General features: G+C 55.0%; 25 protein-coding genes. 6 read left to right on the top strand and 19 right to left on the bottom strand.

What is annotated here, in order from left to right:
* Positions 1-21 precede the first annotated feature (21 nt).
* From WB237_RS02710 to flgB, 3 genes are read right to left on the bottom strand one after another with little or no spacing between them, the layout of a single operon-like run.
* Positions 22-729 (bottom strand): flagellar hook assembly protein FlgD, encoded by a 708-nt coding sequence (locus WB237_RS02710; protein WP_336210056.1) that lies wholly within the window; start codon positions 727-729, stop codon positions 22-24.
* A 9-nt stretch (positions 730-738) separates the two neighbouring features.
* On the bottom strand, positions 739-1,143 hold the full coding sequence (gene flgC / locus WB237_RS02705; RefSeq protein WP_336210054.1) for a flagellar basal body rod protein FlgC: 405 nt from the start codon (positions 1,141-1,143) through the stop codon (positions 739-741).
* 6 nt (positions 1,144-1,149) lie between these two features.
* A complete protein-coding gene (gene flgB, locus WB237_RS02700; RefSeq protein WP_336210051.1) occupies positions 1,150-1,560 on the bottom strand; it encodes a flagellar basal body rod protein FlgB in 411 nt (136 codons plus the stop codon).
* Positions 1,561-1,797: 237 nt separating this feature from the next.
* On the opposite strand from flgB, the gene flgA reads away from it, so the two are divergent.
* The 3 genes from flgA to WB237_RS02685 all read left to right on the top strand — a co-directional run bounded on the left by flgA (position 1,798) and on the right by WB237_RS02685 (position 3,318).
* Positions 1,798-2,496, top strand: coding sequence for a flagellar basal body P-ring formation chaperone FlgA (flgA, locus tag WB237_RS02695; protein ID WP_336210049.1), 699 nt, complete (start codon positions 1,798-1,800; stop codon positions 2,494-2,496).
* A gap of 70 nt (positions 2,497-2,566) precedes the next feature.
* The gene (flgM, locus tag WB237_RS02690) at positions 2,567-2,857 is read left to right on the top strand and encodes a flagellar biosynthesis anti-sigma factor FlgM (RefSeq protein WP_336210047.1); all 291 of its coding nucleotides are present in this window, start codon (positions 2,567-2,569) and stop codon (positions 2,855-2,857) included.
* Positions 2,858-2,874: 17 nt separating this feature from the next.
* A complete protein-coding gene (locus WB237_RS02685) occupies positions 2,875-3,318 on the top strand; it encodes a flagella synthesis protein FlgN (protein WP_248062383.1) in 444 nt (147 codons plus the stop codon).
* Positions 3,319-3,823: 505 nt separating this feature from the next.
* Here WB237_RS02685 and WB237_RS02680 read toward each other — a convergent pair.
* Genes WB237_RS02680 through fliD form a run of 3 tightly spaced genes read right to left on the bottom strand, consistent with a single transcriptional unit; the run spans position 3,824 to position 6,094 of the window.
* A complete protein-coding gene (locus tag WB237_RS02680) occupies positions 3,824-4,144 on the bottom strand; it encodes a flagellar protein FliT (protein WP_049022404.1) in 321 nt (106 codons plus the stop codon).
* A complete protein-coding gene (gene fliS, locus WB237_RS02675; RefSeq protein ID WP_126800826.1) occupies positions 4,137-4,544 on the bottom strand; it encodes a flagellar export chaperone FliS in 408 nt (135 codons plus the stop codon). The genes WB237_RS02680 and fliS overlap by 8 nt, the downstream gene beginning before the upstream one ends.
* Positions 4,545-4,603: 59 nt before the next feature.
* Positions 4,604-6,094 carry a flagellar filament capping protein FliD gene (fliD, locus tag WB237_RS02670; RefSeq protein ID WP_336210042.1) on the bottom strand — a complete coding sequence of 497 codons (1,491 nt, stop codon included), beginning with the start codon at positions 6,092-6,094 and terminating at the stop codon, positions 4,604-4,606.
* A gap of 303 nt (positions 6,095-6,397) precedes the next feature.
* Here fliD and WB237_RS02665 point away from each other — a divergent pair, with 303 nt between their 5' ends.
* On the top strand, positions 6,398-7,900 hold the full coding sequence (locus WB237_RS02665; RefSeq protein WP_336210039.1) for a flagellin N-terminal helical domain-containing protein: 1,503 nt from the start codon (positions 6,398-6,400) through the stop codon (positions 7,898-7,900).
* A gap of 175 nt (positions 7,901-8,075) precedes the next feature.
* On the opposite strand, the gene WB237_RS02660 is transcribed toward WB237_RS02665, so the two are convergent.
* From WB237_RS02660 to WB237_RS02645, 4 genes are all read right to left on the bottom strand, one after another.
* Positions 8,076-8,528, bottom strand: coding sequence for a hypothetical protein (locus WB237_RS02660; protein WP_336210037.1), 453 nt, complete (start codon positions 8,526-8,528; stop codon positions 8,076-8,078).
* A 387-nt stretch (positions 8,529-8,915) separates the two neighbouring features.
* Positions 8,916-10,811: a methyl-accepting chemotaxis protein gene (locus tag WB237_RS02655; protein ID WP_336210035.1), complete on the bottom strand. Its 1,896-nt coding sequence runs from the start codon at positions 10,809-10,811 to the stop codon at positions 8,916-8,918.
* A gap of 63 nt (positions 10,812-10,874) precedes the next feature.
* On the bottom strand, positions 10,875-12,038 hold the full coding sequence (locus WB237_RS02650; protein WP_336210033.1) for a methyl-accepting chemotaxis protein: 1,164 nt from the start codon (positions 12,036-12,038) through the stop codon (positions 10,875-10,877).
* Between the two features lie 112 nt (positions 12,039-12,150).
* Positions 12,151-12,642, bottom strand: a complete 492-nt coding sequence (locus WB237_RS02645) for a DoxX family protein (protein ID WP_336210030.1) — start codon at positions 12,640-12,642, stop codon at positions 12,151-12,153.
* Positions 12,643-12,974: 332 nt separating this feature from the next.
* Between WB237_RS02645 and WB237_RS02640 the strand changes: the two genes are divergently transcribed.
* Both WB237_RS02640 and WB237_RS02635 read left to right on the top strand, forming a co-directional pair.
* A complete protein-coding gene (locus WB237_RS02640; RefSeq protein ID WP_336210027.1) occupies positions 12,975-13,790 on the top strand; it encodes a winged helix-turn-helix domain-containing protein in 816 nt (271 codons plus the stop codon).
* Entirely contained in the window at positions 13,756-14,280 is a 525-nt protein-coding gene (locus tag WB237_RS02635) for a hypothetical protein (protein ID WP_336210024.1), read from the top strand. Before WB237_RS02640 ends, WB237_RS02635 begins: the two co-directional genes overlap by 35 nt.
* Positions 14,281-14,283: 3 nt before the next feature.
* Here WB237_RS02635 and fliR read toward each other — a convergent pair whose 3' ends face one another.
* The 9 genes from fliR to fliJ all read right to left on the bottom strand — a co-directional run bounded on the left by fliR (position 14,284) and on the right by fliJ (position 20,006).
* Positions 14,284-15,063 (bottom strand): flagellar biosynthetic protein FliR, encoded by a 780-nt coding sequence (gene fliR, locus WB237_RS02630; RefSeq protein WP_126800817.1) that lies wholly within the window; start codon positions 15,061-15,063, stop codon positions 14,284-14,286.
* Positions 15,063-15,332 carry a flagellar biosynthesis protein FliQ gene (gene fliQ, locus WB237_RS02625; protein ID WP_126800816.1) on the bottom strand — a complete coding sequence of 90 codons (270 nt, stop codon included), beginning with the start codon at positions 15,330-15,332 and terminating at the stop codon, positions 15,063-15,065. Before fliQ ends, fliR begins: the two co-directional genes overlap by 1 nt.
* Before the next feature lie 9 nt (positions 15,333-15,341).
* Positions 15,342-16,070, bottom strand: coding sequence for a flagellar type III secretion system pore protein FliP (gene fliP, locus WB237_RS02620; RefSeq protein ID WP_336213454.1), 729 nt, complete (start codon positions 16,068-16,070; stop codon positions 15,342-15,344).
* A gap of 8 nt (positions 16,071-16,078) precedes the next feature.
* Positions 16,079-16,447 (bottom strand): flagellar biosynthetic protein FliO, encoded by a 369-nt coding sequence (gene fliO / locus WB237_RS02615; RefSeq protein ID WP_336210019.1) that lies wholly within the window; start codon positions 16,445-16,447, stop codon positions 16,079-16,081.
* Positions 16,447-16,830 (bottom strand): flagellar motor switch protein FliN, encoded by a 384-nt coding sequence (gene fliN, locus WB237_RS02610; RefSeq protein WP_126800814.1) that lies wholly within the window; start codon positions 16,828-16,830, stop codon positions 16,447-16,449. The genes fliO and fliN overlap by 1 nt, the downstream gene beginning before the upstream one ends.
* Before the next feature lie 7 nt (positions 16,831-16,837).
* Entirely contained in the window at positions 16,838-17,830 is a 993-nt protein-coding gene (gene fliM / locus WB237_RS02605) for a flagellar motor switch protein FliM (RefSeq protein ID WP_126800813.1), read from the bottom strand.
* Between the two features lie 5 nt (positions 17,831-17,835).
* Positions 17,836-18,342 (bottom strand): flagellar basal body-associated FliL family protein, encoded by a 507-nt coding sequence (locus WB237_RS02600; protein ID WP_336210014.1) that lies wholly within the window; start codon positions 18,340-18,342, stop codon positions 17,836-17,838.
* A gap of 129 nt (positions 18,343-18,471) precedes the next feature.
* Entirely contained in the window at positions 18,472-19,560 is a 1,089-nt protein-coding gene (locus tag WB237_RS02595) for a flagellar hook-length control protein FliK (protein ID WP_336210013.1), read from the bottom strand.
* Positions 19,557-20,006, bottom strand: a complete 450-nt coding sequence (fliJ, locus tag WB237_RS02590) for a flagellar export protein FliJ (protein WP_336210010.1) — start codon at positions 20,004-20,006, stop codon at positions 19,557-19,559. The genes WB237_RS02595 and fliJ overlap by 4 nt, the downstream gene beginning before the upstream one ends.
* Between the last annotated feature and the right edge of the window lie 2 nt (positions 20,007-20,008).

Genomic DNA, 20,008 nt, shown 5'->3' with positions numbered 1-20,008 from the left:
ATTCCAGAAAGTAAGTAATGGTTATTTTTGAATGACATAAACCTGGTTCATGGCAATCGGATCGTGATTAAGCAGATGCAGAATCGGGCCGTCTGAGGTGATGGTGACGCCCTGAACCTGCTCCTGAACCAGGGTAGTGACGTCTGGTTTCTCCCCTTCCGGATTGCTGGCCGTAAGGGAAAGGGTATATTCCCTGTCTCTCGGAGGGCCCGGCTCCGGCTTGAAGTTCTCCAGATCGTCGAGGTTGTAAGTGTTCATGCCTGACTTGACGTTTTTCAGCTCAGCGGTGTAAGCATTGCCTTCACTGTCCTCTAGCGTGACAGTCACCGTCTCGGCATCACCTGCCAGCGCGAACTGGAAATCATCTGAGCCGCCCGGGTTCGCACCAACCTGATGAATACCATTTCCGTCACTCTCACCAAAGGAGACCTTCGGTTCGCCTTCGATCAGCACGCTGCGCCCCACCCAGGCGGAGGCGCTCATACTGCCAAGCTGAACCATCAACGCCTGCACCCCCGCCACGGAGGTGTTAAGCTTCTCCACACCCGCGGCCATATTGAACTGCGCCAGCTGCGAGGTGAGCTGGTTGTTGTCCATCGGGTTGGTGGGGTCCTGGTTTTTCATCTGCGCCACCAGCAGCGTCATAAATTGATTCGACAGATCGGCCGCGCTGTTGCCCGTTCCAGTGCCGCCGTTGCCGCTGTTGTTATTGACTGAAGAAACCGCCATATCGCCTCCTTACTGGCCCAGGGTTAAGGTTTTCAGCATCAGGCTTTTAGCGGAGTTCATCACTTCCACGTTGGCCTGATAGCTGCGGGAGGCAGAGATGGTGTTGACCATCTCGTTCATCACGTTAACGTTGGGCATGCGCACGTAGCCCTGCTCGTCGGCGAGCGGGTTGCCCGGCTCATAGACCAGGCGGTCCGGGGCGCTGCTCTCCACCACCTCGCTGACCTGCACGCCGCCGATATCCTGACCGACCGCGTCGTTCACGCTGAACACCACCTGACGGGCGCGATAGGGCTGACCGTCCGGTCCCGCCACGCTGTCGGCGTTGGCCATATTGCTGGCGCTGACGTTCAGGCGCTGGGACTGGGCCGCCATCGCCGACCCCGAAATATCAAATACGCTGAAAAGCGACATGGTTTATTACCCCTGGCTTAACACTGTCATCATTTTCTTAATATCCGCGCCCAGGAAAGTCAGTCCTGACTGGTATTTCACGGCGTTATCCGCAAAATTGACGCGCTCACGATCCATATCCACGGTATTTCCGTCAGCACTCGGTTGATCCGGAATGCGATAGAGCAACTGACTGTCGTCAAATGGCTTCGCTTTACCTTCGATATGCCGGTTTGACGTTAATGACAGTGATACGGGAGATTTGGCCATGGTGTTATTTTCCATGGCGCTTTTTAACTGTTGCGTAAAATCTATATCTCGCGCCTTGTAGCCTGGCGTATCGGCATTCGCAATATTCGAAGCCAGTATTTCCTGACGGCGTGAAAGCAAACCTAACGCCTGTTGCTGAAAGCGAAAGGCATCATCGAGTTTATTCATGACAATAAGGCTCCGGCCTCGCAAAATGAAAACTGCGATAGTGTAGTCAGCGTGGGGGAAATATCACACCGTGAAGACCCGACACAAATAAGCCTATTTAGGGGAATAAAAATAAACCGCAAAAAATTAAAACATCGATGAATTTAAAAGCCGACAAAAGTGTCATTATTTAAAACAATAAAAGCATCGTCCTCACGTATATAATTTAGCCACATTTATTCGTATTAAGGCACTAAGATGAAGTCCCTACTCGCCGGTGCGGCGCTTGCTGCTCTGCTTTGCACGGCGTCAGCTGCAGCCAGCGTTCCGTCTGAGCAAACGGCAAAGCAGCGCCTGCTGCTGAAGCTGGATGCACTGATCAAACAGCCCGAGAACGGCAAAGATATCGTGCGCACAGCAACGTTGCTCGCCACGCCTGCGCAGCTGTCCGCTGTCTGCGATAACCCGGAACTGAGCCTGGTGGGCCGCGACAGCCGTCTGACGGGCAAACGCACGGTGCTTGCCCAATGCGGTGCCCGGCGGCATTTTCTGCCGGTACGCATCAGCGCCCAAGGCACCTGGTGGGTGGCCAGCCAGAGCCTGCCGGGCGGGGCTATCGTCCAGCGCAGCGATATCGAACCGGTCACCGGCAGCCTCGACGACCAGCCCGGCGGCCTGATCTTTAACGCCGACGAGATTATCGGCCAGCGCCTGACCCGTGCGATCAACGCCGGTAAACCGCTGCTGGAAAATCAGCTGCGCCAGCAGTGGCGGCTGCGTACAGGGCAGACGGTAGACCTGGTCACCACCGGAGAGGGCTTTCGTATTCGCAGCCAGGGCAAGGCGCTGAACAACGCCGCTGTGAATGACACGCTCAACGTCAAAACCTCTGGCGGGCGCACCGTCAGCGGAAAAGTCGGCCCGGACGGCCAGGTGATGATTTTTTCACAACAATAAATTTTAGCTTTTTTGTGAATCTCCGATGAAAGGGGTATAGGTCACACACATTTTATTTCGAGGACAACTTATGAGCATTACCAGCAGCCAGCACGCCGCCCCGATTGCGAAAATCGCGCCGACTCAGGAACTGCGTCACCGCACGCAGGCCCAGGAGCAGGACGTTTCCACCCACGTGGTAAAAAGCGACAAAACCGACGTCACGCTCAGCTCGCTGACGCATAAAATTCAAACCGACGACAGCCGCGATATTGACTACGCACGCGTAGAGGCGATCCGCGCTGAACTGGCGGCAGGTACGCTGCGCATTGATCCTGAGAAGATCGCTCAGGCTCTGGTGCAGGAAATGTTTCCGTTTTAACCGTTAGCAGGACCGTTATGGACAAGCTTTACCCTATTCTCACGCAGATGAAAACGTCTCTGGATGAACTGGAGGCGATCATGATTGAAGAGGTTAATCAGCTCAACCGCGCGCAAATCAACCCGGTTTCGCTGCAGGTGCTGGCCGACAATAAGAGCCAGCTCCTCTCAACCATTCAGTATTACGACGATATGCGTCGCCAGCAGGAGCAGCAGTGCCGGGCGGAAGCCCCCTACCCGGGCCAGGGTAAGCTGTTCGCCAGCTGGCAGCAGGTGACGGAAAAAGTGCGTCACTCTAAGGCGCTGAATCAGCAGGTGGAATCTCTCCTGCAGAGCCATATGAAGAAAAATCAGCATATCCAGAAAGCGATCGAACAGGTGGGCCACGCCGGCTCGCTGTATGGTCCGGCAGGTGAATCCAGCCACGTCCCTTCTGGTCGCAAATACAACATCAGTATCTGACCGAACCTGTCTGCGTTGTCCTCTTTTGCCCGCCTCTGGCGGGCCTTTTTTTGTCTGTTGGAAGATCCCCCTCTCCCCTTTTGGGAGAGGGTTAGAGTGAGGGGAACATACGGCTGCGGTGGTCATTCCGTTCACTTTATGTTTCTTGCTACTCTGTAACGACATGACCCGTGAACGTGCCAGGGTGGCTCAGTCGCCACCACCCTGGCGACCCGGGCTCCCGGCGGTAAATCGCCGCTTCGCGGTGCCTTCAGCTTATTCCTTCCGGCTTATCGGGTACGGGCGGAGGTAACGTCCCTGTAAAGCCCGCCCTCTCGGCGCATCCCTGCGCCTCGCCCCGGCCTGCAGGAAACGCCTCAGCGATTTACAGCCGGACCAGGGCATCGCTGAAAACCTTCAGTCATTCTGAAAGCTACGTTATTGCTTCTGATTAAAATGACTGGAGCCCCTCTCCCTCAAGGGAGAGGGGCCGTACGTGCGCGCATTAAGTGGTGTGGGAGAGAGATTAGACAGCGGTATACGCTTTCGCGGAGGCGTTAGATTTGCGCAGCGTGGAGAGTTCGCTGCTGATGGTAGACAACCGCGCCTGAATCGCCCGCGTCAGTAACGCATCCTGATCCAGCAGTTGGGCGAGCAGCGCGCTCACCTGCGCTTTTGTCTCCTGTCCCAGTTGGGTTAAATCCACTTCACACAGCGTGCGCATCCCCATCGCGTACGCCTCGGATTCATCAATAAACGCCGTCCACTCGCCGTTATCGGCCTGCTGCAGCAGCGTCGCGTTGCTTATCAGCATCTGTTCAAGGAGTTCCATAATGCTGTTATCCATGCTTCACCTGCTTCTGCTGTGGGGCAATGGCCTGCCAGGTTTCGGACATCTCGGTCATCAGCGCGATCAGATGCGGCAGCTTTTCGCCTGATTTGTTCAGGTTCGCCTCCAGCAGCGTGCGGGAAATGTACTCGTAGAGGCTCTCCAGCTCGGTTGCGATCTGTCCGCCTTTTTCGTGGTTAAGCCCGGCGCGCAGGCCGTTGTCTATGATGTTAATCGCTCGCGAGAGCATCTCGCCCCGACGGGCGATATTGCCGGACTGGAAGTAAATCTCTGCGCGCTTCATGGCGTTAATCGCCCCGTCGTAAAGCAGGACGATAAGCTGGTGTGGTGTCGCACCCGTAATCTGGCTCTCCAGCGAGATATCAGAGTAGGCGCTGTTACCTGTTTTGGTGTACATCGTTAAATCCTGCCGGGCGGGGTTGCCACCCGGTCATCTGTAGATTAAAGATAATGCGTTTAAAGGCTTCTGGATAATTCCAGCAGTGACTGCTGTAACCGGTTACTCATGCTCGTCATATCGCTCATGGCTTTATCGAGACGCTGATACTCTTTCTCCCGACGCAGCATGGTCTCTTCGATACGGCGTTCCATGGCGGTGATCTGTTTTCCGACACGTTTCTCCTGCTCCCGCAGTGACTCCAGCGTGGTTTCTATCACACCGTCTTCCTTTTTGATCGCGTCCTTATCACCGAGGTAGGTATCGAAGATCCCCTCCATACGGTCTTTTATGCCCTGTCCCTCTCCTTTGCCGAGGAACAGTGCTTCAACCTCCTTCGGGTTATCCTTCAGCGCGGCATCCAGCTTTTTGGAATCAATGGAGAGTTCGCCCAGAATCCCGCCACGCTCGTCGCCGATTTTGCCGTCAAACTTCACGGTAATACCGATACTGCCCAGCGTCTGGATAACGTCCCCCGCATCGGGATAGGTCCCGCCGACGGCGGCCTTGAGCTGGCTGGTAAGACGACGCAGGGAACCGTCGCTGAACAGCGCACCGTTGCTCGGGTCCGGCTGTGGGAGAGTATCAGAATTGCTGTTGCGGTCCGGCGCGGTGTATTTGGTGAGGCTGGCCGTGGTACTGAGGTAGCTGTTGTAGTTCTTGACGAACTCCTCAATCAGCGTTTTGACCTTTGAGGTATCTTCGGTGATGGTGAGGGATTCTTCTTTAAATATCGGTGGATCGGTCGGATCATCGCCAGGAGTGCTGTCAGATACTTCACGCAATTCAAGCGTGACGCCAGGGATCAGATCGTTGATCGTGTTAGAACTACGGGAGTAAAGAGTACCATTAAGTCGAATTTCCGCATTTTTAGGTTCAGTTTCAGGGTCTGCTGCGGCATCTGTAAACATTTTCTCGAGGTCAGAGTTTCCTGTCACCTTGATATCCATTTTACCGGCTTCACCGGTTTTTTTGGATGTCAGCACCAGCTTGTGCTCACCCTCCTTGATCGTCATCACTTCAGCAACAACATCCCCCTTCTGGGCATTGATTTGTTTGGCTATCTGGTCAAGTGACGTTTGGTCGTCAGCGAGATTCAGGACCATTGGCTTATCTCCCTCATTCAGGGCAATTGTCACCGTCGCCGCGGATTTACCAATAAGTCCTTCGCGAGAGTCATTCTTCACTGCAACCTGATGCGCCTTCGCCAGCTGTGTAACCGCAATGGAATAGCTATTAGGAATAGCCCCACTTCCGGCCGTCGCTTTAAAGGTTTTATTGTCACTGACGCTGACACCGTTAAACCCTTCCTCATCAAGCTTGCCGAGATTATCTTTCAGCGTGCTTAATGCACTGGAAATCGAGCCCCAGCCAGAAATCTGTCCTTTATAGGTGCTCTGTTTTTGCAGATACGGGTTCAACTTTTGGGTAATACCTTTGCGTTCATTTGCCAGCCATTCATCAAACGGCAGCCCGGAACCTATACCTAAAAAATTTGTTGCGCCAACCATAATAATTGTTCCTGTGATAGAGAGATAATACGTCACTCTTTCTATCGGGGATTAAAGCAACAAGTTTAATTTTTCTCTGGCAATAACAACACGGCTAACCGACATGAAATACAGAGTTACGCGTTTATTACGCAATTGAACAAGGCCATTTAATGAATTACCACCAAACCTGACGCCATTTCTTTCCTTAACAAAAAAAACGAAAAAATAATTTATCCCATTTTTTATTCCCCCGATGAATGAAGTATGCGCAGCAACGAACGCATATCTCATACTATCGTTATCACTTAAAAGGATATAAAAATGGCACAGGTCATTAATACCAACGCACTGAGCCTGATGGCTCAGAACAACCTGAACAAATCCCAGGGTCAACTGGGTACTGCAATTCAGCGTCTCTCTTCCGGTATGCGTATCAACAGCGCAAAAGACGATGCAGCAGGTCTGGCCATCTCTAACCGCTTCACCTCTTCCATTCGCGGTATGACCCAGGCAGCGCGTAACGCCAACGACGGTATCTCCCTGGCGCAGACCACCGAAGGCGCGCTGGAAGAAGTGACCGAAAACATGCAGCGTATCCGCGAGCTGACCGTACAGGCGAAAAACGGCACCAACTCACAGAGCGACCTGGACTCCATCAAGAAAGAAATCGGTACTCGTCTGGAAGAAATCGGCCGTGTGGCAGAAGTGACCAACTTCAACGGTGTGAAAGTGTTCGACGGTTCTAAAGACAGCATCACCATCCAGATTGGTGATAAAGACGCCGATACCATCGATATCAAACTGAACAAGCTGGACATGGAAACGCTGGGTCTGGATGAGTTCCTGGATGACTTCGCGGGGATTGGTATTACTGTTAATGGTGCGGGTACGCTGGGCAGCCAGTATGAAGGGAAAGCAGCAAAACTTGCTGTCGGTAATGATACAGGCTTTACTCCACCAGGTGAAGACGAATGGCAGGTACATGCTGACGACATCACTACGCTTAAGACTGCACTGGATACTAAGATCGGTGGCACTGTTGCATCTGCTGAGATCTATACTCTCGAGGATGAAGTATTCGTACGTGATGCTACTTCAGGTAAGATGTTCAAACTCGACCTCGATAACGGGGTAACGTTCCAGACAGGTGCAACAGATAAAACTAAATTAGATACTGTTCCGCAAGATGCTCTGGTTGAACTGAGCGCTGAGGACACCGATATGCTGGTGAATGGCCCGAATACTCTGACCGATACCAAACGCCTTAAAGCGGGAGATATCTTCAAGGTAGGTCCTGATGACGTTGTGCTTGATGCAGCTATGCTGGATGGTATTTCTAACTCTTTATTCGGTGGAGACGTTGCAGATTCTAAAATGCGCATGTTCTCAGTCACAGACAGCGCAACGGGTACTGAAAAATTCTACGCAATTAATAAAGACGGCGATGTTAAGTCATTCACAATGGATAATACAGGTACTGTGCTCACAGATGCAGATGCCCGCCCTGCTGAAGCAGAATTCATCGCCAAAGAATCCAGCCGCCTCGCGTCTGAAGACCTGCTGGACCGTCTTGACGGCGCCCTTACTCAGGTTGCTGATTTCCGTGCTGACCTGGGTGCCGTTCAGAACCGCTTCAGCTCTATCATTGCGAACCTGAACACCAACATCATCAACACCACCGAAGCGCGCTCCCGTATCCAGGACGCTGACTTCTCCGTTGAAGTGTCCGCCATGAGCCGCGCGAACATCCTGCAGCAGGCAGGTGTCTCCGTACTGGCCCAGGCGAACCAGGTTCCGCAGAACGTCCTGTCCCTGCTGCGTTAATCTGTTTTACACCTCAATGTTATTACGCGCGTGTTTCACGCGCGGTTTGCCCTCCTCCCCGGAGGGCTTTTTTATGCCTTGAGCGTACCTTTAGCATTGCCCGGCGTCGCTGCGCTTGCACGGGCCCACAGGTTCCGTAGGCCGGGTCAGGCAAAGCCGCCACCCGGCATGTTTTTTAAGGCTCCAGGTAAGGCTCCTTCACGAAGTCCGCCAGCAGATACACCATATCGTGCAGCAATCCCGTCAACGCATTATTCACACTCTGCGACAGGGTATTCCCCTGTATCGCCTGCGCCAGAGCCTGCGCGTACTTCACCGGCGTCGCCGTGTCCTGCCAGCTATCCGGCATACAGGACGGTTCGGCGTCACCGGCAATGAGCTGTTCAATCAAATGCTGCGGTAAATCGTCATCACAAAGCCGTTCCAACGCAGTCAGGGCATGCAGCAAACGCCCGCATAAGGCATCACGCTCGCTGACGTTATCCGTTTCAACCAGGACGCTGGCGAAGGCGGCACAGAGATCAACCACCTCAAAGAGATCGGCAGTTGTCGGAAGGGGTAACGCGATGAGCTGCTGAATGAAATTAGCGTTGAACGGGGGATTAGAAAGTGTGGAGAGAATAGTCATATGAAAGTTACCTCTGAGATGAGAACCAATAAATAAAGGAGACAACCGGACAGAGGGTTACTCTGTACCCGGTATGGCACAACAATGCATCGCCTTGTATTTTCAGGTTCTCACGCCCGGTTGCGGATGTTGCCGCAACGCAGGCACTTTACGTTCTGATGCAGGCAAAAAACAGCCTAAATCCAGAGTTTCATCAGGTTACTTGCTGGATTGCGAGGCGCCTTCCAGTATTCTGAAGCAATGTTATCGCCAGGGATTAACATCTCTGCTCTCACTAAATGCCTGCTGCCGGGTGTTGATTCGCAGTGACGCCTTATAAAAGCAAAAGCCCTCCACATGGGAGGGCTGAGAGAGTAAATTATGCTGCGTTACGCACAGCGAGCGGTATCAGACCTTAAACCGCTGCACCACGCTGTCCAGCTCGACGGACTGCTCTTCCATCGCCTTCGCCGCCATCGACACCTCCGCCACCAGCGCGGCGTTCTGCTGGGTGGCACCTTCCAGCTGGCAGACGGCCACGTTGACCTGCTCAATACCGACGCTCTGTTCGCGGCTGGCTGTTTTAACCTCTTCCATCAGGGTAGAGACTTCATGCACGGAGGTAACCAACGCGTTCATGGTTTCCCCGGCGTCCTGCACCAGCGTGCTGCCCTCCTGGATGCCCGTCACCGCGTCGTTGATCAGCGTGCGGATCTCTTTCGCCGAGCTTGAGGAGCGCAGCGCCAGGTTACGCACCTCGGTGGCGACCACCGCGAAACCCCGCCCCTGCTCACCCGCGCGGGCGGCTTCCACCGCCGCGTTCAGCGCCAGAATATTGGTCTGGTAGGCAATGCCGTCAATAACGCCCACGATATCCGTCACGCGTCGCGAAGAGGATTCGATATGCCCCATCTTCTCAACCGCCGCACGCATCAGTTCCGCCCCACGCCCTGCCACGGCCGCCGCCTCGGTTGCCAGCCTGTCCGCATGCTCAGCGTTATCCGCGTTGTTCGCCACAATGCCGGCAATCTCTTCCATTGAAGCCGCCGTCTGCGTCAGCGAGGCGGACTGCTCCTCGGTGCGGGACGAGAGCGAGTGGTTACCGTCGGCAATCTGGTGTGAGGCTTCCGCGATGGTGCGTGTGCTGGTGCGCACCTGTTGCAACAACCCCTGCAGATAAGCCATAAACGCATTCACGTTCTGGGCGATGGCGTTCAGCTCCTGGCTGCGGCTCTCCGGCAAGCGCTGCGTCAGATCGGCCCCGCCCGCAGACAAGGTGGCAAGCCGATCGCTGACGATGCGCAGGTTACCCATCACCAGGCGTACCGTCAGGAGCAGCACCGCCGCCAGCAACAGCAGCAGCGGGATCTGTACCGCCCCCAGACGCCACAGGATATTGTCCGTTTGCTTGCTCAGCAGGCTGGTCCGGGTATCCGTTGCCACAAACCACGGACTGCCGGCAATAGGGTAGACAAATATGGTGTGCTCCCCGTCATCGGCGCGGTAGGTCCGCTCCTGCGCGCCGCGGTGCGCCTGGGTTAACATCTCCTGCAGAATGGCGATCTCATGCCCCGGCAGCTCGCTGATGTTTTGCAGCAACGGCGCGTTTTCCGTGGTGCGGCTGTAGCCGATAATGTTGCCGTTGGACTCGACAATCAGCACGCCCCCTTCCAAAGGCTCGGCGATTTTGCGCGCGAGCTGCCCGAAAAAGCCGAGCGTGACGTCCAGCGTTGCCACGCCCCACAATTCCCCGTTACGCCAGATGGGCATCGCGCAGTTGGTTCGGGGTTGCGGACTGGCGGCATCCACATAGGCAGCCGCCCAGGCGCACTGCCCTTTCTCCGTCTTCAGCCCGGCCTTAAACCACGGTTGCTGCCAGTACTCTGGCGCTTCAGGCGTATTCCAGGTCGTGTTCAGGCGCAACTGGTGCTGGTCGTCACGGGCAAAGAAGGTGCTGAATTTCGCGAGCCCAGGTTCACGCTTTCCCGGCAGCGGCCATACGCCCCCACCAAACAGATTAGGGTCCCCGTACTGGTTCACCAGCGCCGGTAACAGACGATCGATATCGACGCTGTCCAGCTGCGCAACGGTTTCGGTTAGCCCGCGCTGCTGGGCCTGCACGCGGGACATCAGCTGTGAGATGGTAGCGGCCTGCTCACCAATCTGCAGGTGTACTCGCCGGTACTCATCTTTCAACAGCGGCGGTGCAACAAAGGACATCACAACCCAGAGGGTAAGAACGATAAGCAATAAAAAGAAAGCAGAGACCAGCAAAAGAGCTCTGCTTTGAAGGGTTTTAAACATAATCATTGGCTCTGAAAGTAAAAAAGTGTGGTTCCCCACCCGAAGGCGGGGAACAAAAACGGCTCAGGTGTTTAACCGCTGCATCAGCGTATTGGCCACGGTGTAGACCTCTTCGATCAGGACGCTGTTATTGTGCGCTACTGACGGGGCACCGCTTTGCGCCTGCATCATCGCGTCCTCAACCAGCGCCCGCAGCTCTTTTGATGAACGCGCGCAGCGGCTGGCGAGGTTGCGCGACTCAACGGCGAACACGCCCTCTTCGTTATGCAGTGAATAGCTGTAAGCCCGGCTGGCAAACTGCACCAGCGCGCCGCTGCTGTCGGCAATATTCAGCGCAGCACCGTGCAGGGTATTCATCGCCAGCACCACATTCGTGGCGCTGTCAGAAAGCGTTGCCAGCTGGTTGGCATTCGCCTCCGGAACGCGCAGCAGGCGTTCATTGGCCTCTGCAATGGCGATGGCCGCGCGAGCAACCGTACCAACCTGTACGCCCAGATCCTGCATCAGCGGCGGCAGATGCGCGCCCTGCTCGGTTTTTAATTGTGACGGCAGCTCTTCATTAAGTCGGGAAAGGTGCAGGTTAAGGCTGCGTAACAGAGTGAGCGTGGAGACCAGCAGTAGCGCCGCCAGTGGCCAGGGCTTATGCAGCAGAATGCCGGGATGTTCCCCCATGCGACGGGTGGGCACATCGAGGGCAATTAGCCACTGTGTTTCCGCCACAGGCTGTACCACCAGCGTATGCTCACCGCTGGCGCTGCGAAAACGGGTGTGGCGCAGTCCCTCACCTGCCTGCGACAGTAACGAACGCAGCGGTACCGCCATCGGCAGGTCAGAATCATTCAGCGACTGCACATTGGGTGCACCGGCGGCATCACCGATGATGCGACCGGTCTCTTCGACAATCCAGACGCGGCCACCGAGGCGTTCCCCCATCTCCTTGACCAGCGCATTAAAGAATTGACGGCTGTTGCCTGTCTCTTCGGTAATATCCGTGTCGCCCGGCGCGCTCTTATCCAGCGCGAAACTTTTCAGGGTCACCACGCTTTCGGTCATTGAGCGCTGCTGTGCTTCAACACGATCCAGTTGTTCGCGTAACTCAGAGGCCAGCGCATCCACCTGCGAGCGCAACCGTTGCCCCTCTGTGCGAATGAACCACGGGATAACCCCGGACTGCACCAGAATCAGTAACGTAATAAATATAACGACCAGTGTAACTGCAAAAATCATGACCTCAGCGCCCGTAACAAAACGACAGCCCAGCGCTGCCTCTTGTGGGTATTTTATTACGTGAAGGGGGTGGAAATATGCTCTTCAAACCGCTGATAACCGCTCATTTCTGTCATCCCTCGACAAAAACTATTTGGCGCATAGTCTGCCAGCGCTTCACCAGCCAGCCATCAAGGCTATAGAGCGTGCCACCCCAGATGATGAACAACAGGCTCAGCACCATGTAGAGCGTCTCCGGCAGATAAAAAAGCCAGCTTAACCACGCTATCAGCGTCAGTCCCTGAGGAATGGTGTAGATACCGATGGTGACCAGCGCCACGCCGCTGATGATAAAAAGCGTCAGGGCACTTAAGCGGCTGAATAGCCCCAGCGCAAGCAGCATTCCCATGCTGCACTCCAGAAACGCCACCACCACAGACATCATGGCCGGGAAAGGGATCCCTGCATCGTGCAGGGTATCCACCATCAGTTGCTGGTTTTCAGGCACAAATAATTTATTGAAGCCCGTTGTAAAGAAAAATATCCCCAGAACCAGTCGGGCAATAAGCGCGGGTAACATTGCCGGGGTATCGGACGTTTGCATAAAACGTTTTAAAGTTAACATCTGCCATCCTTGAAAAAATGTGAATTAATAAATTCAACAACATGCGATAAGTCAGTATAAATTCCATGGCTTCCTGCGCAACCACCCACGCGCTATTTCCCCTACAATTAATAATTGTATCGACATTAAAATTTATTAATTGCAGGGTTATTTTCCTCACAGTAATAACCATACCCATGCTACGGCCTTTGTTATTTAGTGGTTGCAAAAAGGCGAGCTAAGACATAAAAAGCATGTCGCTTTAGCTTACGGGCTAGCAATAAATTGTATTGATTACTATTAATTACATTAAGCAGTCGCCTTACCCATTACACCAGAAGAATCAAATAACTATGTTTAATCATATTGCGATTGGATCGTTAATAACGCTGGATCTCCAGACGCGAATCCTCACCCGCACGGACCGTGGAGAAAGCGTTACCCTGCCGCAAAGCGCCTGTTTGTGCCTTGCCGCACTGGTGGAAGCCAGCGGAGAGGTGCTCTCGCAGGAACAGCTGATGGAGATCGGCTGGCGGAGCGCCGGGGTTGAAGTCACCGACAACAGCGTTCGGGTTATGATCACCAAACTTCGGCGCGCGTTCACGCAGCTGGAGATGCAGGACGTTATCACCCTCATGGCGGTGACGCGCACGGGCTATCGCCTGGTTGTTCGCAGCAATAGCAGCGAACACCAGCTCTTTACCGATGCGGAACCGATAGCAGTATCTGAGGCCACCGAAGCATCCGCCGCCACTGAAGCGGTCATACCCTCTTCTCCCACTCCGCCCCGTAACCTGTTAGTCTCCCGGCTGCTCACCACCCTGAGTGGGCTGGTAGCGGGCATTGCGATAGTCATGATCCTGCGCAGCCTGTTCGATTTTAGCCCGCAGCCCATTCACTTTGTGCGCTGGGACGGGCCGGGTATCCCGCCCGGTACGGTCGTGATGGTCCAACAGGACAAGCAAAATCAACGCGATCTGATTGAATCCACGCTGCAGACCTACACCCGCCACGTGCTGGACAGACGCCCAACTGAAAAGCCCGCTGGCGTGCTGTACGTCACCACCGGCTCAGAAAAAATGAGTAAATTCCAGGGGCTTATTGCCTGCCAACAACCCTTTAAGGATTCCGGGAATGATTGCGAATCGTTCTATTTTCGCCACTATTAAATCGCCACGCGTCCTGCTGTTTCTTGGCGGGCTGGTCGCCGGATTAGGCGGGATGGCGTTCTATGCTTTCTCAACCTCGCCGTACAAGTCAGTTTGCATCGCGCCCATGTCCTATTACACCATTGAGGACGATAACAACGCGACGCTGGCGCGCGGTATTTACCGTTCCTACCGTGATGGTCTGTTTAGCGGGCATACCACCTATATCGGCAGCATCAGCCATTTCAAAGATGGCAAACGCGACGGGTTACCTAAAGCCGTGAACCGTGAAGTTCGCTACGATGTCGGTATGTCAGGCCAACGGGTCCATCTGACCGTCACCAGCCAGCACCGTAAACTCGGCGGTCAGACCACGGATGAAGATGTGGCTGAATATATCTTCCCACAAATCAAGCCGGGTGAAATCGCCACCAGCACCGTCTACCTGCTGGACGACAAAGTACTGGCCTCAGGGTCGGAAACCGTCGCTCGTATTGCCTGTATGAACTGACGGCTACACCAGCGCCTGAAGCAGCCCGGCCAGGTTATCAAACCCAAGGGCCATCAGGCGCTCAAAGAACGGTGCCAGCGTCTGCGCGATCAGGAAGAGCGCCAGCATGCCGAAGGTAAGCGTGAGCGGGAAGCCGATGACAAAGACCGAAAGCTGCGGCGTCAGGCGATTTAACAGCCCGAGAATAAAGTTGATGCACAGCAGCAGCGCAATAATCGGCATCCCGAGCATCAGCCCCTGACTGAAAATTAGCCCCGCGTGAGTCACCAGATACATAAAGCCCCCGGCATGCAGCGGCGTGGCGTTAACCGGCAGGACCTGGAATGATTCCGCCAGCAGCGCCAGCAGCCAGAGATGGCCGTTAAAGACCAAAAACAGCAGCATCACCAGCAGGTTAAGAAAACGGGATATCACCGGGCTGTTGCCGGCACCGGGGTCAAAGAAGGTCGCGAACGACAGCCCCATCTGCATGCCGATGATCTCACCCGCCATCCTCACAGCGGCGAAAAGTAACTGCAGCGTCAGCCCCATCGCGGCACCAATAATGACCTGCTTCGCCATCACCCAGACGCCTTCCCACGAGTAGAGACCCACCTGTGCGTCCGGCAACGTGCCACCGATCAGGATCGCCGTCAACAGCGCAAGACATGCCCGAAGCCGGGGACTGATGCTTTTCTCACCGAAGATCGGGGCGACATGCAGCAGTGCCCCCAGGCGCACCATGATAAAGAAGTAGTGACTGATCAGCGCGTAGAGCTGATCGAGGGGAAGTCCAAAGGCCATTAGCCGATCACATAAGGAATGCTGGCGAACACCGCGCGGGTATACTCAATAAAGATCTTCATCATCCACGGTCCCAGCGCCACCGCGATACCGACAATCATCAGGATTTTTGGGATGAAAGTCATGGTCATTTCGTTAACCTGCGTCGCGGCCTGCAGGATACTGATAATCAGACCGGTGACCAGCGCGGCCAGCAGCAGCGGGGCCGATATCATCAGCCCTACCTTAATGGCCTGCATACCAATGACCATCACGCTTTCTGGTGTCATCAGTCTCTCCTAACTGTAAAAGCTCTGGGCCAGCGACCCGACGAGCAGCTGCCAGCCATCCACCAGCACAAACAGCATCAGCTTAAACGGCAGCGCAATGGTGGTAGGCGGCACCATCATCATCCCCAGCGCCATCAGAATGCTCGCCACCACCAGATCGATGATCAGGAACGGAATAAAGATGGTAAAACCGATCTGGAAAGCCGTTTTCAGCTCGCTGGTGATAAATGCCGGTACCAGAATGCTGAGCGGTATCTCCTCCGGCGAAGCGATATCCGGCGTTTTCGCGATTCGGGCAAACATCGCCAGGTCGCTTTCACGGGTCTGGTCGAGCATAAAGGCACGCAGCGGTTTCACCCCTTCCGTCAGGGCGACTTCCATGGTGATTTTGTTCTCCTGCAGCGGCTGCCAGGCTTTTTCGTAGATTTGACTGAAGACCGGTGACATCACAAAGAAGGTCAAAAATAGCGACAACCCCACCAGCACCTGGTTTGGCGGTGCCGTGGGCGTGCCCAGCGCGTTACGCAGTAAACCCAGCACAATGATGATGCGAGTGAACCCGGTCATCATCAGCAGCACAGCAGGAATAAAGGTAAACCCACTGAGCAGCAGCAGGGTTTGCACCGGCAGCGTCCAGCCCCCGTCCCCCGAGGCCTGTCCGAGCGTGATGTCCGCATTGGCCGCCAGTCCACTGGCGGCAGGCAACATCAGGCTAAGACCGACGATCAGGCGCAGCATCCGGCGGCTCACTGTTCACCTCCCGAACGGTATCTCTGGCGCAGCTTGTCCAGCATCTGCGGGAAAGCCGCCGGCGCGGTGTCCTGGGAGGCGTTCTCCGGACGAACCTGTGTGGCCAGGCAGGTGATCTGCGAAGCCGTGACGCCCAGCACCAGTCGCTGCTCGCCGACGTCAACCAGCACCAGACGCTCGCGCGGCCCCAGCGACTGGGTGGCGACCAGCGTCATACTTCCCTGGGCCCCCTGCAGACGACGGGCCAGACCGCTGCGGCGGGCGGCCCATGCCAGCACCACCAGCAGCAGGACGATCAACGCCAGCGCACCGCTGATGGTCATCAGAACCGACCCCGTAGCCGGGAGTGAATCAGTGGCGTTCATTAGCGGCTCAGACGATGCATACGCTCGGACGGGGTAATAATGTCCGTAATGCGGATGCCAAATTTATCGGAGACCACCACCACTTCTCCCTGGGCGATCAGATAACCGTTGATCAGAATATCCAGCGGTTCCCCCGCTAACCCGTCCAGCGACACCACCGATCCCTGGCTTAAGCGCAGCAGTTCTTTAATGGTCATCTTGGTACGTCCCAGTTCCACGGTCATTTTGACCGGAATATCCAGGATCAGATTCATCTCGTCAGAAAATTGTGGTGCAGCCATTGAGTCGGTAATTCCCGCAGCGTGCTGTTCGGTCATTGCATCACCCCAAAGATTATCAATGGACTGATCGTCAGAACCCGATGAGGTGTTCTTATCGCTCATGGGGAAATTACTCCTTGTTTAATGATAGTAATGAAGGTTGAATCATCTGCTCGACCTTCAGGGCATATTGATTATTGACGGCACCATATCTGGCCGTGAAGACCGGCACGCCGCCCACGCTGGCTTCGATAAACTCCTGCTTATCCAGCGTGATGACGTCACCTTTTTTCATCTGCATTACGTTCGACAGTCGGGTGCCGATATCCGCAAAGCGCGCCGTCAGCTCCAGCTCCGTTTCACGCATCTGGCTGGCAAGCATGCCGCGCCACTGGGAATCCTCCTGCCGGGAGTTGTCCATCGGCGGGTTACTCAGCAGCTCGCGCAGCGGCTCGATGGTGCTGAAAGGAATACAGATATTGAACTCCCCCCGGTGCGATCCGATCTCCACCGAAAACGGTGTGGTTACCACCACATCATTCGGGGATGAGGTGATATTGGTAAATTTCACCTGGATTTCTGAACGGATATATTCCGTTTTGATTTTGTAGATCGAACTCCAGGCAAATTCATACGCTTCGCGGGCCATCGACAGCATGCGGTGGATCACGCGCTGCTCGGTTGGCGTAAATTCGCGGCCATCGGCTTTGGTCGGAAAACGACCGTCACCGCCAAACAGATTATCCACGGCCATAAACACCAACCCCGGCGAAAAGGCCATCAGCGAGGTACCGCGCAGCGGGTTAAGGTGCAGCAGGTTCAGGTTTGTCGGCACCGGCAGGTTACGGGCAAACTCGTGATACGGCTGGATCTTAATATTTCCCGCCGTAATATCCGGGCTACGGCGCAGCAAATTAAAGAGCCCCATACGGAACTGACGGGCAAATCGTTCGTTAATAATTTCCAGCGAATGGAGACGTTCGCGAATAACCCGACGCTGCGTATGCGGATCGTAAGGTTTTATTCCCGCATCGCTGCGGTTGTTCTGGAGATCGCTGCTGCTGTCGGCATCTGCGTTAAGCAGACGGTCGATCTCATCCTGTGATAAGAAGCTGTCAGCCATAATAATTACCGCAGAATAAATTCGTTAATAAGAACATCAGTGACGCTAATAGACTGGTTAAATGCCAGCGGTTTATCCAGCTCACCCTGAATGGCATTAATCAGCCGACGTTTTCCTTCATCCGTTGCTAACTCTTCATACGTCTGGTGGGTCAGCAACATAAATATGCGGCTGCGGTATTCCGGTAAATATTTTTCCAGCACCGTCAGCGACTGTGGCTCAGCGACCCGAATAGATAACCCCAGATATAACACCCGATCGGACTCGTTCTCGGTAGGCTTCAGGCTAACGGTAAAGGTATTCATCGAGGCGTACAGTGGCTCGACCTGCACTGGTGCGGGGGCCGTTTTGTCCTCACCCTCTGCAGCCACCACTTCCGGTTTGGCAAATTTCATTTCCCAGAACAGGTAACCCGAAACTCCGCACGCCGCAACCGCAGTCAAAAACATGAATGCCATCAGAAGCGAACGAGAGCCTCCGCCGCTGGCGACTTTTTTATTTTTATTACTCATTGAACGTACACCTGATAAATAAGTGAGGGCAGCTTGCTACCCTCTTGTCAATATGGCGGACATTGTAGTCCATATAATCATCCTGATAATCAGGCGATAAAATTTCATTCCTGAAGGTAATTCCACGCTTCAGGCAAAGGTATTAATTCCGTATATATTTCCAGGTGTGGTGGTTAATAATGTTGGCACGCTTTCCTCATGCAACGGCTGTTCTTCATCCTCACCGGACGCCTGCTGTTCAGAAGAGGGGTTATCTCCCCGCTCACCTGCTGCCCCGTACTGAGCATCCGCGCTGACGTTGGCCTGACCGAGCTGAATACCCGATTCCGCCATGGCGGCCCGCAGTTGCGGCATGGCCTGCTCCATGGCGTGCCGCACGTGAGCATGTTCGCTGACGATATGGATCTGCGCCTGCTCCTGCTGTACACGCAGGGTGATCTGGAGTGCCCCCAGCTCTTCCGGATGCAGACGGATCTCGGCGCTGTGCAACCCGTTCCGACTAAAAATAGCGATATGCTGGCTCACCGACTGTTTCCACTCCGGCGTCTCCGGCGGGTGGTTCACGGTGACGACCTGCTGCGGTGCGTGGGCCATGCTGGTGCGTACCGCTGCCGGAAGCGCCACCGCGCTCACGGTTGGGGCAGAGATGACCTCCACCGTCGTAACCGCCTCACTGGAGACGGGTGCAGGTGGCGTCGTCAGCACGCCTGGCGCGGCTACCGGCGTTTTATCGGCAGCCGTCAGCGGCGCGGTCAGTTTGCCGGATTGCACACCCGGCTTCTCAGCGGCAATGCCGTCGACCGTTTTGCCTGTATTCGCGCGGATCCCGGGTTCAGCCCCTGCGACATTGCGGGTGACCAGTTGCTGCAACTGCCATTGCGGGCTCTCTTCCCCTTCGCCATCGGTCAGCACGATATCTTTTAGCGTTTCCGCGAGCCCTGACGCTGCCGTAGTCAGTAAGTCCTCGGCTTCAACCTCATAATCAATCGCCTCTGCATCGGACAGGTTCGACGGTAACAAACTCGCCGATAAGCTTGCGCCCGTCAGTGCTGTCTCTGGCAGAGCAGCTAGTGCCTGCAAATCCAGCCCCGGAAAGAGCTCGGCCAGCGAGGCCAGCTTCTCATCCAGCGTCTGGCTGAAACCCTCGTCTGAGAGCAATCCCACTTTCGGTTTGCCCTGCGTTCCACCCAGTAACAGGGTGGCAAGATCAATATTCATAGCCTTTCTCTCTTCTGTCCGGCGCGCTGGGCAAATTCATCCATCAGCTTTTGTTCATGCCTGCTTTGAATCAGCGCCTGCGCCGTCGCGCGGCGCTCGATTAACGTTTCAAACGCGTTCAGGCGCTGCTTTTTTTGCATCCAGTTCTGTTTAACGTCATCTACCGCTTTTTCACAGGCGTTTACATGCCCTTCCTGCTGCTTCACAACCTGCTTGAGCGATAAAATAAATGACTGGTGATTAACCAGATCTGCCACCGACATCCCGCTATCCATCATTCCCTGACGCAGCGACTGCTGGTACTCCTGTTCGTAGTGCTGAAGCTGTTCGTGCTGCACCACCGCCTGCTGGAGTTGTTGCTGTACGCCCCCCAGCGCGCGGGTGGTTTCCGTCAGTTGCTCCTGCGCCATATCACGCAGGAGTGTCATGGGGTTATTGACATTCATTC

The organism is Enterobacter sp. P82 (genome assembly GCF_037053385.1).
Classification (GTDB): domain Bacteria; phylum Pseudomonadota; class Gammaproteobacteria; order Enterobacterales; family Enterobacteriaceae; genus Enterobacter.
The sequence above is the reverse complement of the archived record's forward strand: the minus strand, read 5'-3'. Positions and strand labels throughout refer to the sequence as shown.

Coding starts and splice junctions, on each gene's coding strand:
- fliD (WP_336210042.1), bottom strand. CDS start 6,094: ATGGTTGGCGCAACAAATTTTTTAGGTATAGGTTCCGGGCTGCCGTTT.
- flgM (WP_336210047.1), top strand. CDS start 2,567: ATGAGCATTACCAGCAGCCAGCACGCCGCCCCGATTGCGAAAATCGCG.
- WB237_RS02640 (WP_336210027.1), top strand. CDS start 12,975: ATGTTTAATCATATTGCGATTGGATCGTTAATAACGCTGGATCTCCAG.
- fliO (WP_336210019.1), bottom strand. CDS start 16,447: ATGAACGCCACTGATTCACTCCCGGCTACGGGGTCGGTTCTGATGACC.
- WB237_RS02595 (WP_336210013.1), bottom strand. CDS start 19,560: ATGAATATTGATCTTGCCACCCTGTTACTGGGTGGAACGCAGGGCAAA.
- WB237_RS02655 (WP_336210035.1), bottom strand. CDS start 10,811: ATGTTTAAAACCCTTCAAAGCAGAGCTCTTTTGCTGGTCTCTGCTTTC.
- fliQ (WP_126800816.1), bottom strand. CDS start 15,332: ATGACACCAGAAAGCGTGATGGTCATTGGTATGCAGGCCATTAAGGTA.
- fliJ (WP_336210010.1), bottom strand. CDS start 20,006: ATGAATGTCAATAACCCCATGACACTCCTGCGTGATATGGCGCAGGAG.
- fliP (WP_336213454.1), bottom strand. CDS start 16,070: ATGCTGCGCCTGATCGTCGGTCTTAGCCTGATGTTGCCTGCCGCCAGT.
- flgC (WP_336210054.1), bottom strand. CDS start 1,143: ATGTCGCTTTTCAGCGTATTTGATATTTCGGGGTCGGCGATGGCGGCC.
- fliS (WP_126800826.1), bottom strand. CDS start 4,544: ATGTACACCAAAACAGGTAACAGCGCCTACTCTGATATCTCGCTGGAG.
- fliN (WP_126800814.1), bottom strand. CDS start 16,830: ATGAGCGATAAGAACACCTCATCGGGTTCTGACGATCAGTCCATTGAT.
- WB237_RS02635 (WP_336210024.1), top strand. CDS start 13,756: ATGATTGCGAATCGTTCTATTTTCGCCACTATTAAATCGCCACGCGTC.
- WB237_RS02650 (WP_336210033.1), bottom strand. CDS start 12,038: ATGATTTTTGCAGTTACACTGGTCGTTATATTTATTACGTTACTGATT.
- flgA (WP_336210049.1), top strand. CDS start 1,798: ATGAAGTCCCTACTCGCCGGTGCGGCGCTTGCTGCTCTGCTTTGCACG.
- fliR (WP_126800817.1), bottom strand. CDS start 15,063: ATGGCCTTTGGACTTCCCCTCGATCAGCTCTACGCGCTGATCAGTCAC.
- fliM (WP_126800813.1), bottom strand. CDS start 17,830: ATGGCTGACAGCTTCTTATCACAGGATGAGATCGACCGTCTGCTTAAC.
- WB237_RS02685 (WP_248062383.1), top strand. CDS start 2,875: ATGGACAAGCTTTACCCTATTCTCACGCAGATGAAAACGTCTCTGGAT.
- WB237_RS02680 (WP_049022404.1), bottom strand. CDS start 4,144: ATGGATAACAGCATTATGGAACTCCTTGAACAGATGCTGATAAGCAAC.
- WB237_RS02710 (WP_336210056.1), bottom strand. CDS start 729: ATGGCGGTTTCTTCAGTCAATAACAACAGCGGCAACGGCGGCACTGGA.
- WB237_RS02660 (WP_336210037.1), bottom strand. CDS start 8,528: ATGACTATTCTCTCCACACTTTCTAATCCCCCGTTCAACGCTAATTTC.
- WB237_RS02665 (WP_336210039.1), top strand. CDS start 6,398: ATGGCACAGGTCATTAATACCAACGCACTGAGCCTGATGGCTCAGAAC.
- flgB (WP_336210051.1), bottom strand. CDS start 1,560: ATGAATAAACTCGATGATGCCTTTCGCTTTCAGCAACAGGCGTTAGGT.
- WB237_RS02600 (WP_336210014.1), bottom strand. CDS start 18,342: ATGAGTAATAAAAATAAAAAAGTCGCCAGCGGCGGAGGCTCTCGTTCG.
- WB237_RS02645 (WP_336210030.1), bottom strand. CDS start 12,642: ATGTTAACTTTAAAACGTTTTATGCAAACGTCCGATACCCCGGCAATG.